This window comes from Chloroflexota bacterium (genome assembly GCA_034717495.1).
Lineage (GTDB): Bacteria > Chloroflexota > Anaerolineae > JAAEKA01 > JAAEKA01 > JAYELL01.
The window spans coordinates 21,036-36,425 of record JAYELL010000077.1 but is presented as its reverse complement, the minus strand read 5'-3'; the positions used below and the strand labels follow the sequence as shown (position 1 = coordinate 36,425).

The 15,390-nt window shown below is 57.4% G+C and carries 14 protein-coding genes and 1 pseudogene; 8 read left to right on the top strand and 7 right to left on the bottom strand.

Going from position 1 to position 15,390, the window contains the following annotated elements; genetic code table 11:
* Positions 1-6 precede the first annotated feature (6 nt).
* Together U9R25_14630 and U9R25_14625 are read left to right on the top strand one after the other, a co-directional pair.
* On the top strand, positions 7-1,770 hold the full coding sequence (locus U9R25_14630; protein MEA3337142.1) for an alpha-amylase family glycosyl hydrolase: 1,764 nt from the start codon (positions 7-9) through the stop codon (positions 1,768-1,770).
* A gap of 251 nt (positions 1,771-2,021) precedes the next feature.
* Entirely contained in the window at positions 2,022-2,975 is a 954-nt protein-coding gene (locus tag U9R25_14625; protein ID MEA3337141.1) for a YihY/virulence factor BrkB family protein, read from the top strand.
* Here U9R25_14625 and U9R25_14620 read toward each other — a convergent pair.
* From U9R25_14620 to U9R25_14600, 5 genes are all read right to left on the bottom strand, one after another.
* The gene (locus tag U9R25_14620; protein MEA3337140.1) at positions 2,959-3,624 is read right to left on the bottom strand and encodes a helix-hairpin-helix domain-containing protein; all 666 of its coding nucleotides are present in this window, start codon (positions 3,622-3,624) and stop codon (positions 2,959-2,961) included. The two genes, U9R25_14625 and U9R25_14620, sit on opposite strands and share 17 nt — an antisense overlap.
* A 479-nt stretch (positions 3,625-4,103) precedes the next feature.
* Positions 4,104-4,382, bottom strand: coding sequence for a type II toxin-antitoxin system prevent-host-death family antitoxin (locus U9R25_14615; protein MEA3337139.1), 279 nt, complete (start codon positions 4,380-4,382; stop codon positions 4,104-4,106).
* Between the two features lie 109 nt (positions 4,383-4,491).
* A complete protein-coding gene (locus U9R25_14610) occupies positions 4,492-4,857 on the bottom strand; it encodes a hypothetical protein (protein ID MEA3337138.1) in 366 nt (121 codons plus the stop codon).
* 12 nt (positions 4,858-4,869) lie between these two features.
* Positions 4,870-6,270 (bottom strand): phospholipase D-like domain-containing protein, encoded by a 1,401-nt coding sequence (locus tag U9R25_14605; GenBank protein MEA3337137.1) that lies wholly within the window; start codon positions 6,268-6,270, stop codon positions 4,870-4,872.
* A gap of 133 nt (positions 6,271-6,403) precedes the next feature.
* Entirely contained in the window at positions 6,404-7,246 is an 843-nt protein-coding gene (locus tag U9R25_14600; GenBank protein MEA3337136.1) for an SPFH domain-containing protein, read from the bottom strand.
* 268 nt (positions 7,247-7,514) lie between these two features.
* Between U9R25_14600 and U9R25_14595 the strand changes: the two genes are divergently transcribed.
* The 4 genes from U9R25_14595 (at position 7,515) to U9R25_14580 (ending at position 12,381) form a co-directional block, all read left to right on the top strand.
* Positions 7,515-10,691 (top strand): transglycosylase domain-containing protein, encoded by a 3,177-nt coding sequence (locus tag U9R25_14595; GenBank protein MEA3337135.1) that lies wholly within the window; start codon positions 7,515-7,517, stop codon positions 10,689-10,691.
* 181 nt (positions 10,692-10,872) lie between these two features.
* A complete protein-coding gene (locus U9R25_14590) occupies positions 10,873-11,004 on the top strand; it encodes a hypothetical protein (GenBank protein MEA3337134.1) in 132 nt (43 codons plus the stop codon).
* Positions 11,005-11,050: 46 nt separating this feature from the next.
* Complete coding sequence (locus U9R25_14585; protein MEA3337133.1) at positions 11,051-11,965, top strand: DMT family transporter; 915 nt, start codon at positions 11,051-11,053, stop codon at positions 11,963-11,965.
* 89 nt (positions 11,966-12,054) lie between these two features.
* On the top strand, positions 12,055-12,381 hold the full coding sequence (locus tag U9R25_14580; protein MEA3337132.1) for a hypothetical protein: 327 nt from the start codon (positions 12,055-12,057) through the stop codon (positions 12,379-12,381).
* A gap of 19 nt (positions 12,382-12,400) precedes the next feature.
* Here U9R25_14580 and U9R25_14575 read toward each other — a convergent pair.
* A pseudogene (locus tag U9R25_14575) lies at positions 12,401-12,868 on the bottom strand (DsbA family protein).
* A 12-nt stretch (positions 12,869-12,880) separates the two neighbouring features.
* On the bottom strand, positions 12,881-13,282 hold the full coding sequence (locus tag U9R25_14570) for a hypothetical protein (protein ID MEA3337131.1): 402 nt from the start codon (positions 13,280-13,282) through the stop codon (positions 12,881-12,883).
* Between the two features lie 330 nt (positions 13,283-13,612).
* Here U9R25_14570 and U9R25_14565 point away from each other — a divergent pair, with 330 nt between their 5' ends.
* Positions 13,613-15,139, top strand: coding sequence for a catalase (locus tag U9R25_14565; protein ID MEA3337130.1), 1,527 nt, complete (start codon positions 13,613-13,615; stop codon positions 15,137-15,139).
* Between the two features lie 82 nt (positions 15,140-15,221).
* Entirely contained in the window at positions 15,222-15,386 is a 165-nt protein-coding gene (locus U9R25_14560; GenBank protein ID MEA3337129.1) for a hypothetical protein, read from the top strand.
* Positions 15,387-15,390: the final 4 nt, after the last annotated feature.

Below are 15,390 nucleotides of genomic sequence, written 5' to 3'. Positions count from 1 at the left end.
GTGCTCATGCCATCTGACCGCAAGATAAAAAACTATCTGGCACTGCTCTATGGCGAACGGCGAGCCGATCTGGCCTGGCAGCAACTGTCCGAAAGACTGGCAGTTTTTGCAGCGCGTTATCCTGGATTGAACAGGGGTGTCAGGTCCACCGGCCAGCGCTTGACCGAAAAGGATGCGATCCTGATCACCTATGGGGATCAATTCCTGGAACCCGACCGTGCCCCCCTTGAGACGCTGCACCGGTTCCTTCGGACTTATCTGGCGGACGTGCTTAGCGGCGTCCATATTCTTCCATGCTTCCCATTCTCCTCGGATGATGGCTTCTCTGTAATCGACTACATGCAGATCGACCCGAATCTCGGAACATGGGCAGATATTGATGCCCTGTCCCAGGACTTTCGCCTGATGCTCGATGCGGTGATCAATCACATCTCCCGGCAGAGTGCCTGGTTTCAAGCCTTCTTACAGGAGGAAAGGCCGTATTCCCTCTATTTCATCCGGGTTGATCCAGAGACCGACCTTTCCAACGTGGTACGCCCGCGGGCATTACCCCTGTTGACGCCGGTGGAAACAATATATGGCACGAGCCATGTGTGGACGACCTTCAGTGACGACCAAATCGACCTGAATTACGCCGATCCTCAGGTCCTGCTTGAGATCATCGATGTTTTGCTGCATTATGTGTCCCACGGCGCCGAATTCATTCGCCTGGATGCTATCGCCTATCTTTGGAAGGAAATCGGTACCTCGTGCATTCACCTTCCCCAGACCCATCTCGTGGTCAAGTTATGGCGCGCGGTGTTGGATATGGTTGCTCCGGGGGTGATGCTGATCACCGAAACCAACGTGCCTCATGAGGAGAATATCAGCTATTTTGGCGATGCGGTGCCAGGGACAGGGAGTACCGACGAGGCACAGATGGTCTATAATTTCTCCCTGGCTCCGCTGACCTTGCATGCACTGCAGACAGGTGACGCGTTGCGCCTTTCCCGGTGGGCATCGATGCTCAAAACGCCGGTGCCCGGGGCCACTTTCTTCAACTTTATCGCGTCCCATGATGGGATCGGTGTGCGACCTGCCGAAGGTATCCTGACCGCTGACGAGGTGCAACGACTGGTCGATCAAACGATTGCCCATGGTGGCCAGGTGAGCTACAAGGACAATCCAGATGGCACTCGCAACGTCTATGAGTTGAATACTACCCTTTACGATTTCCTGAACGACCCGCGCAGTCCTGATCTCGAAATCGATGTAAACCGTTTCCTTGCTTCACAGGCGATCCTGCTGTCGCTGGCGGGGGTACCCGGTATCTACGTGCACAGCCTGTTTGGTTCGCGCAACTGTCGACCCTGTTATGAGGAAACGGGCAGATCCCGGTCGCTAAACCGGGAGAAGTTCGAATGCTGGCAGATCGAGGAAATGCTGGCCGATCAGTGCTCGCATTGCCATCATGTGTACCATGGAGTTCGCCAGCTGCTGCAGCTGCGACGAGAACACTCTGCCTTTCATCCGGCGTCGATCCAGGAGGTGCTTGCACTGAGTCGATCGGTTTTCGGGCTCATCCGTTCCTCTCTGGATGGTAGCGATACCGTCATTTGCCTCATCAATGTGTCCGATCGCAGCCAGGAGGTGGATCTGAGTCTGAATGCCATGTCTCTGACCCGCGGCGGGAGTTTGCAGGACCTCGTTAGCCAGGCAGATATTGGAGCCACGGATGGCCGATTGCATGTGGTTCTTCAACCCTATCAAATCATGTGGCTGACCAGCTAGCAAATTGTCAATTGTCAGTGGTCAATCCACTTCGCCCGCTCCGCCCACTTCGCTGACGCTCCGGGGTGGTTCTCCAAGGGCACCTGGCGGTGGGACCCTGGGGTGAATAGTCAATTGTTTGTGCGAGGTGTTCGCACTCATTTGCCCTGCGGGGAACGATTTGGTAGACTATGGCAGACCAGATCGTTCGATACCATAAAGGATCGTTCGCAATGAATCCGAAATGAATCGGTCACGCGGATTGGTGTGAGATGGCGCAAGAGAACAATACCCAAAAGCTGGCCGAGCAATTCGAAGAATTGTACGAGGAGGCCAACGCCAGATCCGGGGGAGTAGCAGGCATCCTGCGCCGGACGGTTGAGCAAGTCAGCGAGAAGCGGGCTGCCCAGTCGGCTGCAAGCATTTCCTATTACACCCTCTTCTCGCTTTTTCCCTTGATGCTTTTTTTGGTGTTCCTCGCCAGCCTGTTTGTCGACGTCAATCAGGCTCAGGCGTTTTTTGTCGAGATAATGTTTCTGGTGTTACCAGATGCTTTGGGGATTCAGGATATGGTAGTCAACACCATCGAAAGAGCTTTTACAGTGAGGGGAGAGATTGGGATTATCAGTGTCCTTGGTCTGCTCTGGGCGTCATCAGCGGCTTTTTCAACCCTTACCCTCAGCATTGGCGCCGCCTGGGACTATGAACCTCTTCGAAGCCCGATTCAACACCGGCTGTTGGGCATCGCGATGATCATCATCCTGGGTGTCGCGTTGATTACAACGCTGGTTGCCAGCACAGTTATCGGTGTTCTCGAAGCGCTGGATATCCCATTGGTGAGCGAACTATGGAACGGTGGCACCCTACTGGGAGCGAGCTATCCACGGGTTGTAACATTGGCGGTCAGCTTCCTTGTCTTTCTGGCCCTATATCACTGGATTCCCCGCGCCCATGTGCCCTGGCGTGCTGCGGCTATTGCAGCGGGACTGGCTGCCCTGGCCTGGCAGGTGCTTTCTGTTGGCTTTTCCTGGTATTTGAGCAGTGGGTTGGCTCGCTACGAGTTGGTGTATGGGTCCCTTACGACGGTCGTGGTTGTCATGTTTTGGGTATATCTCAGCATGCTCATCATCCTGGTCGGCGCGCATCTGAGTGCTGCGATCTCACTTCACCTGCGTAGCAAATGGTGGCGCTCCGCCAGGGAGAAACTCATCACGGACCAACAGTGATGAACTGCCTCAGCTTCGCCAACGTACTTTCTCCGATTCCTTTCACCTCTACGATATTGTCCACAGCAGCAAATGGACCGTTTTGGTCGCGATAGGCCAGGATTGCTGCAGCCGTTTTCGGTCCAATACCAGGTAAAGCCTGCAGCTCTGCTTCCGAGGCGCGGTTGATGTTTATGGGCATTTCAACCGGCGTTTCCTCAGCCGGGTTTTCCCCGGTCTGCATTTCCACGATCGGCTGAGGCGGCGGGGTTTCTCCGGCCACCGGTACGTATACCTTCTGACCATCTCGCAGGGCCACTGCCAGACTCAGGCTTGCCAGATCTGCTTCCTTCGCCAGGCCGCCGGCCGCCGCAATGGCATCCTGCAGCCGGCTGCCCGGCGCCAATTGAACTACGCCAGGGGTCTCGACTGCCCCATCCACGTGAACGAGTAACGGTGGCGGCGTGGCTGTCGGTTCTGGCGTGGCTGTTGGCAACGGCGTTACCGTCGCCGGTGGCGGCTGGATTTCGAACGCGACGGGCGCCGGTTTGCGCCATAGGAACAGCGCCAGGCCACAAACTGTCACCCAAAACAGGGACGTCAGCAGGACCGCCAGCGGCACGCGCGATCCCTTTGCAGCCCCTTCCACCGGAGGCGTTTCTTCTCCCATGATTCCCTCCCCACTTTTCGGTTATGATCCCCTTCAATGTTGCGGCTGAGAATTCCCTAACCTGGACAAGCCAGAGGAACGCTGATTATGCAGACCTTCGGCGCAGATTCACGCCGATCTTCTCTGATCTTTTTTTGTCTGATCTGCGTTTATCAGCGTTATCTGCGGTTGTGTTTGTTTTTTCTTCTTTTCACCGCAGTGCCACACTCAAATCCGGCGCAATCCATCGATCCACTCGAAGCGTCACTGGTATCTACTTGTAGGCGTCCCGCCTATGCGTCACTCTCAAGATGGTGACGATTCTGCTTTCGTCCTCGATGTCGTACAGGATACGATAATCACCTGCGCGTATCTTGTAGCCGGCATCCCCCCGCAACTTGGAGCAACGGTGTGGGCGCGGGTCGGTTGCAAGCAGCACTATGGCAGTCTTGACGCGCTCCCACAAAGAACCGCGCAACCGATCAAGGTCTTTCTGCGCGCTAGGCTTCAGCTGCAGGCGATACACTGCTCCCCCTGCTGGTTAGATAGTCGCCAAAGGAAATTGCGCCTGGCTCGTTCTTTGCTTCTATCGCGTCCAGGGCGTCTTGCAGATCTTCCAGCTCTTCGACTATGCGATTCCACTCTTCAGGGCTTACCAACACGGCCGCGCTGCGACCGTGCTGGGTTAGCACGATAGGCTGCCCGCTCAAACTGGCAAGGATATCGTTTTGTCGTTGGCGCATGTCGGAAATGGGTACCAGCTCCGGAATCCTGTTCATGGTTCACCTTCAATCAAGCAACTGATAAGCAATTGGTTGCTTGATTTTAGCACGGATTGCAATCCGATGTCAATTTCCCGTTCTGCGATGCGCTCTGTTGTCCCTTTCTTCAAACGGAGGCGCCGGTTGGCTTCTGGACCAACTGGGCCAGTTGATCCAAAACCTCCGGCAGTTCATCGGCAGACCCCATGACCCCCATGATCGTCAGGACTTGCAGTGTTTCCAGCAGCAACCGATATTCCCGTTCACCTAGCGACAATCGTTCACCCAGCGGAGCTTCCACGTCGCGGGTCGCGGTGAATCGAAAACGGCCACTGCGATCGAGCGAGATCGTCCACACGCCCGGGGACGGTGGTCGCTCCAACCTGGCTGTCAATTCGCTCGAAGACTTGTCGACCAGTCCATCCCAACCTGCATTCACCAGGTGGTCCAGGGCAGTACTCAGGTTGATTTCCTGGAACGCTTCCTGTGTCATTTGTCGCCTCGCCTATTCTATTACAACGACCTGCTCCAGGTCGTTGACGATGATTTCGGGCCACCCCCGGTATTTTTCGATCAGCCCGGTAACCTGGATCGTCTTGTCCATGAAGGCTTCGTCCGGTTCTGCCCCATATTCCTCTTCGAAAACACCGTAGGCGCTGGGGAAGAAGACGACCTTGAAGTTCGCATCCTCGTTCTGATCGCCCATCAGCCAGATTACACTGCCGTTGGGGTTATTGTAGATCCGCTGCACCGTCAATTCCACGGTCGCATCATCCCGATAATAGTACTTGTCCGCGTCGGTATGGGGGATCACTGCCGGCATCGGCTTGTCAGCATCAGGGAACGCATCGGCCGTCCCGCGCGCCCAATCGCTCTCGAACTGCGCCACCATCTGCTCGACCGGCTCAGTGTCAGCAAAATCGATGCCCAACTCCCGGTTGTTGTCCAGGGAGTTGGTAGTGAAGTTCTGTGAGCCCACAAAGCCCCGCTTGCCGTCGACGACGAAAACCTTGGCATGGACGTAGGGATCATCCAGGTAGCGCACCTGGGCCCCGGCTTGCCGTATCCGCTCGCGCCCCGGCTCGTCCGAATCCTCGTCGATAGGAAACCTGGGCGACCCGATATAGCGCACTTCCACACCACGCCTGGCAGCATCGGCAACATGTTGCACGATCTCTGAATCCTGCAGGTTCTGGTGCTCGATCCAGAGAGAGGTCCTGGCCGAATCGAACAGATCAATGATTCGCTGGCGGGAGTTGTCAGGCGCCCAGTGCAAAAGGCTGTTATCGAGATCGATGGCCTCCCGTTCCCAGTCGGCATCGAACACGGCTGCGATTTCGTCGACTTGGGCCGGATCAGTGGTTCGTACGATGTACTCCCGATTGGCGGTCACAGCGGAGGATGTCATATTGGCCGTCATGACGTAGGCAATGGCATCATCCACGACAATGGATTTCTCGTGCAGGTATCTGAAGGTGCGGGGATCTGCTTTGAACTGGATGCCTGCCCCGCGCAGTTCCGGTATCAGCAATGCGGTGGTCGAGCCACCGCCGTAGGGATTTGTCTCTACCATCAGCTGCACATCGATTCCTCGCCCTGCTGCATCTTTCAGGGCCTGAATCACATCTGGCTGGGTCAGATTGTACAGCTTCATGCGGATGCTGGTCTCTGCTCCCTCCAAGGCGTTCACAATGGGCTCGACCCCAGCTTCCGGCTGGATCCAGAGCGTTAGCTGGGAGGTCGACTCCTGCGATTCTTCCGACAAAACCGTCGGCGCCGACGCGGTGCCGACAGGATCTGGCTGGCTCGTAGGCTGACCTGTTTCCCCCGGGAAGAAGTAGAAAACCGCGGTAAGTGCAACGATGGCTGCCAGGGCCACAATCGATATCAATAACCAACGACGCATGTGATCTCCCCTGCTTCTGGTTTAAGTGAATATGGTATGCCGCTGCGCCATTATCCTGACCTGGACAAGCCAGAGGAACGCTGATTACGCAGACCTCTGGCGCAGATTCTCGCCGATCTTTTCTTATCTCCGATCAGCGGTTATCAGCGTCTATCTGCGGTTGTGTTTTTTCTGATTTCACCGCTTCTTCAGGCTGCTTCAAACCCCTCATGCCAGCCGTGAAGCTACTGAACGCGTCCATCATCTCTACCGGTACCGGGAAGATGATGGTGGAGTTTTTCTCCGCGGCGATTTCGGTCAGAGTCTGTAGATAGCGTAGTTGGAGAGTTGCGGGTTCACTGGCCATTCTGCCAGCCGCCTCGGTGAGTTGCAGAGCGGCCTCGTACTCGCCCGATGCGTGGATGATCTTGGCTCGTTTCTCTCGCTCGGCTTCAGCCTGGCGCGCCATGGCTCGCTGCATGGACTGAGGTAATTCCACATCCTTGACCTCGACGACGCTCACTTTGACTCCCCACGGCTCAGTAGCCTCATCGATGATCTGTTGCAGCTTCTGGTTGATGCGCTCGCGATGGGCCAACAGTTCGTCCAGCTCACTCTGCCCCAATACGTTACGCAGGGTTGTCTGCGCTATATTCCATGTGGCCCGTCGATAGTCTTCCACGTTGACGATGGCCGCCGCCGGGTCGACGACCCGGAAGTAGGCGACCGCATTGACTGAAACGGTCACATTGTCCTTGGTGATCGCCTCCTGGGAGGGTACATCCAGGGTGATCACACGAAGGTCAACCTTGACCATTCGATCGATGAAAGGAATGATGAAGAACAGACCGGGTCCTTTGGCGCCAACCAGGCGTCCCAGACGGAAGATCACGCCCCGTTCATATTCCTGCACAACCTTGATGGCCGAGCTGGCAATGACCAGCACGACGGCAATCAAGATGATAAAACCGATCAACGAGTTCAATAAACCGCCCATATTGAATTCCTTTCGTTGTTGGGCAATTTCATCCCAGCAATGGGCCCAAGTCCAGGGATAGTTGCGACAGGTCGCACCTCTGTCGGATAGCAACCATCCAACGATGGTAACTCTGCCGTTATTATAGCCTTTTCTGGCAGCTACGGCAAAAGGTCTGGATAACAAACCAGCTTGCTCTACCCGGTTCAGCATGATACCATCAGCCCCCGGAGGTACAGCAGGCCATAAAATGAACAATTCGGCTAGCGAACCCGTCTAATTGGATGTCATGACAGAGCAATCTTCAGCGCGGCAGCCGCGGCCGCCAGACCCGGCCAACAGCAGACCGCAACCTTCCCGGGTGGAGGGCTGCATAGTCAGTGTTGTTCTCGGTATTCTCATGTTTGCCTGCATCGCTCTGGCGGTGGCAGGGGTAACGCTGATCGGCTATTTTGGCGTGGCTCGTGTGCTTCCTTCGCCCGGTGAGTTGGCGACGCGGGCCAACCAGGGCCAGACAACACGAATCTATGATCGGGATGGGCAACTGCTTCAGGCGCCCCTCGCGCCCAACGACCCTACGGCCGGTGTCAGGCGGCGTGTTTCGCTCGACGAAATTTCGCCCTATCTGATCGCCGCCACGGTCGCTACCGAGGATGCCAACTTTTACAACCACAGGGGCATAGATCCCGTCGCCCTGGCGCGGGCGGTCTTTCAAGCGCTGCGCACCCAGGCACCCATTGCCGGTACCAGCACGATAAGCCAGCAGCTGGTGAAACTGGTTTTCCTCTCGCCGGAGCGAACTGTGAGTCGCAAGCTCAAGGAAGCCGTCCTGGCTGCCGAAATTACCCGGCGCTACGACAAGGACAGGGTGCTTGAGTTCTACCTGAACGAGATCAACTATGGCAACCTGGCCTATGGTGCCGAGGCGGCTTCCCAGGTCTATTTCGGCAAAGCGGCCAGTGAACTGACCCTGGCGGAGGCTTCTTTACTGGCCGGACTCCCTCAATCGCCTGCCACCTACGATCCTCTTCAGAATCCGGAAGCGGCCAGGCGGCGTCAATCCGATGTGTTACGGCTGATGGTGCAACATGGGGCCATCACACCGGAGCAGGCTGATGCTGCCTGGCTGGAGGCTCTGACCTATCACGGCAGCGGCCTGGAGAGCATTCGGCTGGAGAAAGCGCCGCATTTCGTGATGGTGGTTCGCAGCCAGCTGGAACAACTCTTTGGCCCGGAAGTCGCCTACCGCAGCGGATTGCAGGTGTACACCTCGCTGGACTCCGAGCTGCAGGATGGCGCGGAAACAGCGATCCGCCAGGGGATTGACCGGCTCCGTCATTTGAATGTGAGCAACGGTGCCCTGGTCGCCATCCGTCCGGGAACGGGGGAAATCCTGGCCATGGTTGGCTCGGCAGATTTCAACGACCCCGAGATCAGCGGACAGGTCAACGTGGCGCTGGCACCGCGCCAACCTGGTTCCAGTATCAAACCCTTTACCTATCTGGCCACCTTCGAACAATCCGAGGACTGGTGGACGGTGGCTACCATGATCGAGGATGTCCGCACCGAGTTCGATGATGGCCCCGGCCGTCCGCCCTATGTGCCTGTCAATTACGATGGCAAGGAACATGGCTGGGTCAGTGTGCGGACGGCACTGGCCAATTCCCTCAACATTCCCGCTGTGAAAGCACTGGAGCATGTGGGCGTGGACGCCTTGCTGGATGTCACCGATCGTTTTGGGATCGAGACCTTGACCCGACCTGGTCATCCAGCCTACGGCCTGTCCCTGACTCTGGGCGGCGGGGACGTGACCTTGTTGGAGATGACCGGCGCCTACGCGGGCCTGGCCACTGCCGGCACATGGGTTGCACCGTCGTCCATTCTCTGCATCCTGGATGCCGAGGGACGCGTGCTTGAAATGCTCGACGTCCCTGAGTTGCCAGAGACCTGTCGCAATGCACCTTTTTCATCCGACGCCCGGGTCATGGCAGCGGAAAGAAGGCAGGCCGCGGCACCCCAGGATGCCTATCTGATCACCGACATACTAAAAGACAACGAGGCTCGCAGCTCTACCTTCGGGCCCGATTCTGCGTTGCGGCTGGATCGCCCGGCAGCGGCGAAAACGGGTACCAGCAACGATGTGCGGGATGGCTGGACCCTGGGATACACCCCCGAACTGGTTGCCGGCGTCTGGGTGGGAAACAGCAGCGGTGCTGCTATGCATCAGGATCTTTCGGGCTCCCAGGTAGCGGCGCCGATCTGGAAGCAGTTCATGACGAATGCGCTGGCATCCCAGCCGGCCCGCGGTTTCCCGATTCCCAATGGCGTGGTCGTCAGCGAGGTGTGCTCGGCCACCGGTACTGTTCCCGACAGCTCTTGCCCTCCAGAATTGCGACGGGCCGAGGTCTTCGCTGCCGGTAAGTTGCCTCCAGGCGCGGATCCCTCCCGCTATCAGGTGTTGATCGCCCAACCCCGCGACGGTCAACCGGTCGAAGGGGTGGTGCAGATCATGGGCAGCGCCAAAATACCCGACTTCGATCACTATCTGGTGGAATATGGCGAGAGTTATAGCCCGGGCGCCTGGGGGCTCATAGCGGGCCCCATCCGGGAGCAGATCGAGGGAGGCCAGCTCGCTGTATGGGACACCAGGCCCCTGCCCAAAGATGGCCCGCATGTCCTGCGCGTCGCAGCTGTCGACCGGCGCGGCGTTCGCTACGAATCACCTGCCGTGCGGGTTGATGTGATACATCCTGTACCGACAAGGACACCTACGCCTACCCTACTGCCAACCGCGACCTGGACACCGATTCCTACGGCAACATGGCAGTGGCCCACACCCTGGGTAACCGCAACGCTGACGAGTACGGTGTTGCCCCCGCTGACCGAGACGCCCGGACCTCCGATCAGCACAGCAACTCCGGCAGTTCCAACCTGGACTCCAACGCTACAAACACCGACCGAAACAGCGCTGTTGCCGACTGCGACACCAACAAGCACACCCGTTGTGCCGACGCCGACCCCTACGAAAACACCGGTGACTGCCAGCCCGACTGCTACGCAACCGCTCGCTTCGCCGACGCTGACCAACACACCCGTTTTGCCGACACCCACCGCGACACCTGGTGCCACGGTCACGCCTGTACCGACTGTGACTCCTCCTGGTCCCGGTTCCCTGGTCGTATCGCTGGACTCGCCACGCAACGGAGAGACGCTTTCGGGCGATGTCTCGATAACAGGCCGCGCGGAGGGTCTTGCCTTTCTCAGTTATCAGTTGGAATACGGCCTGAATGACGGCTGGTTTGCGGTCGATCCAGGACAGCCCGAGATCCTGGTTCCGCGTGCTGGCGAGTTAGGTGTTTGGGACACGACTCTTGTTCCCAACGGGCCTTATATGCTCAAGCTCACCGTCCGTGGAATAAATGGTCAGGCCGCGACTGCAATTGTCGGCATTGTAGTACAGAATTGATCCAGCGATTGCCGGCAAGGAGAGGAATCGAGGCTGTGCGCAGCCCCCTTTTTTTGGGTTAGCCGGGTTTCTCTGGCGCAACCAATGGCTAATGAATCGCCTGTTTTGCTGCCGTCTCCGGCGCTGTGGTATAATCGCCAACGGAAATCATACAAGTTCACCCGGCATTGGAGACCTATAAGTGGCAAAATCAAAATCAAAAAGATCACGCAAACGCCGTGACTGGCGGCAGATCCTTCTCATCATCGTCAGCCTGCTTATTGTCCTGAGCATGGCGCTGGCCTTTCTTCCGCTGCTCGTACCCGGTCAGTAGAAAATCGGGACATCCGGTGACCAACGGATAGGGCCCGGTTAAAGCCGTGGCAGAATCCCACGACACGTCCGAGGGCGCATCTGGCCGGACCCGGGCTTCCCGGGTGGCGACTACCGATAGCCGGCGCGGTCTGCTCCTGGCAGCCCTGGCGGTTTTCTTTTTTTCTACCAGCCCCGTGTTGGTGCGCTGGGCCGACCCTCTCAGTCCGACCGAAAAGACGGCAGGCCGTTTGGCGGTGGCAGCGGTTGCCGTCCTTCTTTTTTTGCGGTTGCGTGGGGAGAGAGTCTATCTACATGAAGGGGATTGGCCCAAGTTCATCGGATTTGGACTGGTGACCGCCCTGCATTTTCTCTTCTACATTGCTTCGCTAAGTTTCACGACGATCGCTCATTCGTTGGCGATCGTCTACACCGCACCGATCTTTGTCACGCTGGCATCGGCCTGGTTTTTGAAGGAGCCGATTCCCCCGAGGAAATGGCTGGGCGTTCTGGTTGCGGTGGTTGGTGTGGTGATTCTGGCTGGTTTTGAGCCCCGCTGGGATGCCCGCATGGCCTTTGGTGATCTGCTGGCGTTGGGCTCAGCCATCATGTTCGGTCTTTACTCGGTCGCAGGCCGTGGGCAGCGCGCTCGCTATCCACTGCTGGTTTATGCAGCATTGGTCTATGGCATTGCCGCGCTGTGGTGTCTGCCACCGGCGATCGCCAGCTTCACGCCCGGCGCCTATACGTTGATCCCCATATTGGCCGTTGTTGCCCTGGGCATCTTTCCGCTGGGATTCGGACACACGCTCTACAACGCTGCCCTTCGCCACACCCATGCGACGACCGTCAATCTGGTGGCCACTCAGGAGGTCACGCTTGGTATCTTGCTTGGGATGCTGCTGCTGGGCGAGGTGCCGCGGGTTAACGAGATCGTCGGCGCCGGCGTGACCGTGTTGGGCATCGTGCTTGTTATGCTTTAACTGAAACTGCAGGAAGCTGCAAGGTTTCCGCCGGTAGGGACCAGGTAACCCGGTCTCAATGGCTTCATAAACAAGAGGTTGAAAAATCTATGAGCAAGAATGCCCCCCCAAACTGCCGGTTTTACTTTGAGGATTACTTTCGCGGTCAGGAGACCATCGAATGCCGATTGTCGAAAGGACGGGAGTCCCGCCACTGGCACCGCAAGATCTGTGATACCTGTTCGGTTCCCGATGTGTTGCGAGAGACCAATTGCCCCTATCTGGCGATCGAGGGCACCATACGCAAACAGTTTCTCTCTGGCGAGCGCATGGAGATTTTTGTTATCTGCACCAAACACTCGGCGCAACTCGATGCGACTGGCTACTGCGCGCGATGCGCCGCTGAGCAGGATTCCTTGATGTCCGACGTTCTGTAGCGGATCAACCAGATGGCACTTAGCTTTCCGGTGTGGCCAACAGCTGATCCAGGAGTTGCTGGAACTGGGCAAAATCCACGAAACCGGGAATCCTGGTTCCGGTGTGATCCGCCATGCGAATGACGAAGAAGTTGGGCGTGCCAGAAACCTGGGCACTCTGGCCGAGCATTACATCCTCTTGCCAGCGTTGTTGCGCCTGGCCGCTGTCATAGCAGGCGCGAAAGGCGGCCGTGTCCAGATCCAGGTCAGCAGCATAGTTTTCGAAGAGGTCTGCCGGATCACTTGCCCGGCCCCATTCGTCGTCAGTCTCGAACAACAATCTCTTCATCTCCCAGAACATGTTCTGCTGGGATGCACATTCTGATGCTTCCGCTGCCTTGGCGGCCAACGGGTGATTTGGCAAGGGGTAGTGCTTATAGATCAATCGTACCTGGCCATCGGCGACATAGGTGTCCTTCAGTTGTGGTTCTGTCTCCAACACGTGGCGACGGCAGAACGGTCACTGAAAATCCGAAAAGTCGATGATGACGATCGGTGCATCCGGGTCACCCAGGCTTGGCGATCCATCCATGGCAAAGCCGGGCCGATCTGGATCGGCTGCCAGCGGGTCCGGGGGCGCTCCCTCCATCTCCCCACCCTCCACCGTCTCGGCGTTCGACCCTTCCGTTTCCGCGGCCAGCTCTTCGACAGGGGGTTCTGTAGGCTCAGGCTGCTGGGTGGCGCTCGCCGGTTCGGCGGTCGGGGTTGCGTTCTCCTCTACGACCGGTTCCTCGTCCGGCTCGACGGCCGGTGCATCGGGGTTGTCGGCGGGCGCTGGTGCGACTGCCACGGGCGCCTGACAGGCTGATGCTACCAACCCGATCAATAAAAGAAGGGTTAGCAGCAGGCTACGTTTTGACATATCGGTGTCCTCCTGGAGTGGCTGATTCCTCTCTCTTGATCTGATCCACCAACGCACAGCCGGCGACCAGCTTCCGGGTCAACTCAAGATGGCATCCCAAACTACCGCCGGTGAGGATCACAATGATGAGGCTTGCGTCGGGCAAGTATAGCGCAGAACCGGGGATGGAGCAACTCCAGCCCATACAGGCGGCACGCGCGTCTTTTGATCGGACAACTAGACACCGATTGATCGTCTATTGTATAATGTCCTGCAAGTTGACTGATTCACTTGCAGGCTTGGCAAACGTTCGGCATCACGAGCCCAACAGGTAGACCAAAGGAGATAACCATGACTGATCGCAAAAAGTTGACGACTTCCCACGGCAATCCCATTGGCGACAACCAGAACACCCAGACGGCAGGGCCGCGCGGCCCGGTGCTTTTGCAGGATTACCAACTTCTTGAGAAGATGGCGACCTTCAACCGTGAACGGGTCCCGGAGCGGGTTGTGCATGCCAAAGGTTCCGGGGCATTCGGCACCCTGACCGTGAGCCACGATATCACCAGGTACACCAAGGCTAATATCTTTTCCGAGATTGGCAAGGAGACTGATCTTCTCGTTCGTTTCTCCACGGTTGCCGGTGAGCGGGGTGCGGCCGATGCCGAAAGAGATGTGCGCGGGTTCGCGGTGAAATGCTACACGGAAGAAGGCAACTGGGATATGGTTGGCAACAATACCCCGGTCTTCTTCGTGCGCGACCCCTACAAGTTCAGCGATTTCATCCATACCCAAAAGCGCGATCCCAAGACCAATATACGCTCCAACACCGCGATGTGGGACTTCTGGTCTCTCTCCCCCGAGAGCCTGCACCAGGTGACCATCCTGTTCAGCGACCGGGGTCTGCCTCAGAGCTACCGCTTTATCAATGGCTACGGGAGCCACACCTACAGCTTCATTAACGACCAGGACGAGCGATTCTGGGTGAAATTCCATTTCAAGACGATGCAGGGCATCAAAACCTGGACCAATGCCGAGGGTGCCGAAATCATCGGGAAAGACCGGGAAAGCTCCCAGCGGGATCTGTTTGAGGCCATTGAAGGCGGGGATTTCCCGAAGTGGCGATTCTGTGTTCAGATCATGTCAGAAGAAGAGGCCGGGACCTACGATCTCAACCCCTTCGACCTGACCAAGGTCTGGCCCCACGGCGACTACCCGTTGATCGATGTGGGAATTATGGAACTCAACCGAAATGCAGAGAACTATCATGCCGAGATCGAACAGGCGGCCTTCGAGCCATCGAACATTGTGCCCGGAATAGGGTTCTCACCTGACAAGATGCTTCAGGCCCGGATCATGTCCTACGCCGATGCTCATCGCTATCGAATCGGTGTCAACTATGCTGCATTGCCGGTCAACAAGCCGCGATCCGAAGTGAACACCTATCACCGGGATGGCAAAATGCGTTTCGATGACAATGCTGGTGGCGCGGTCAACTATGAGCCCAACAGCATGGGAGGCCCGGAAGAGGATTCCCGGTATCTCGAACCGCCTCTCAATATCTCCGGCGATGCCGGCCGCTACGACCATCGCGACGGTAATGATGACTATTCTCAACCAGGCGATCTGTTCCGGCTCATGACCGCGGATCAGCAGGGGCAACTCTTCGGAAATATCGCAGCAGCCATGGAGGGTGTACCCGAACGGATCAGGGTTCGCCAGCTTGTTCACTTCTACCTGGCTGATCCGGCGTACGGCAACGGCGTCGCCAAGGAGCTTGGCCTGGATACAGCTTTAGTGGAAGCCTGGGCTGATCTCTCGCTCGACGAGCTTTTCTCCAATACAAGCGAAGAGGGATTCGCCGACGCGAAGTCCTGAGTGATTTGCATGGCAGGTCCGCGCGATTTTGCGCGCGGACCTGCTATTTCAGTCGCTGTCATCGAAACCAGCCCGAGAGGTGTTGGCTGAAAACAAGGAATTCCTGACCGATCTGGACTCCCCCATTGGGGATGTCGATCATGGCGCCAACATGCATAGCGGATTCGCAGCAGTGGTGGAAAAATTGACTCAATCGGAAAGAGCCGATACGTTGCAATATTCCGACCCCGTCTCCTTTGTGACCTGATAGT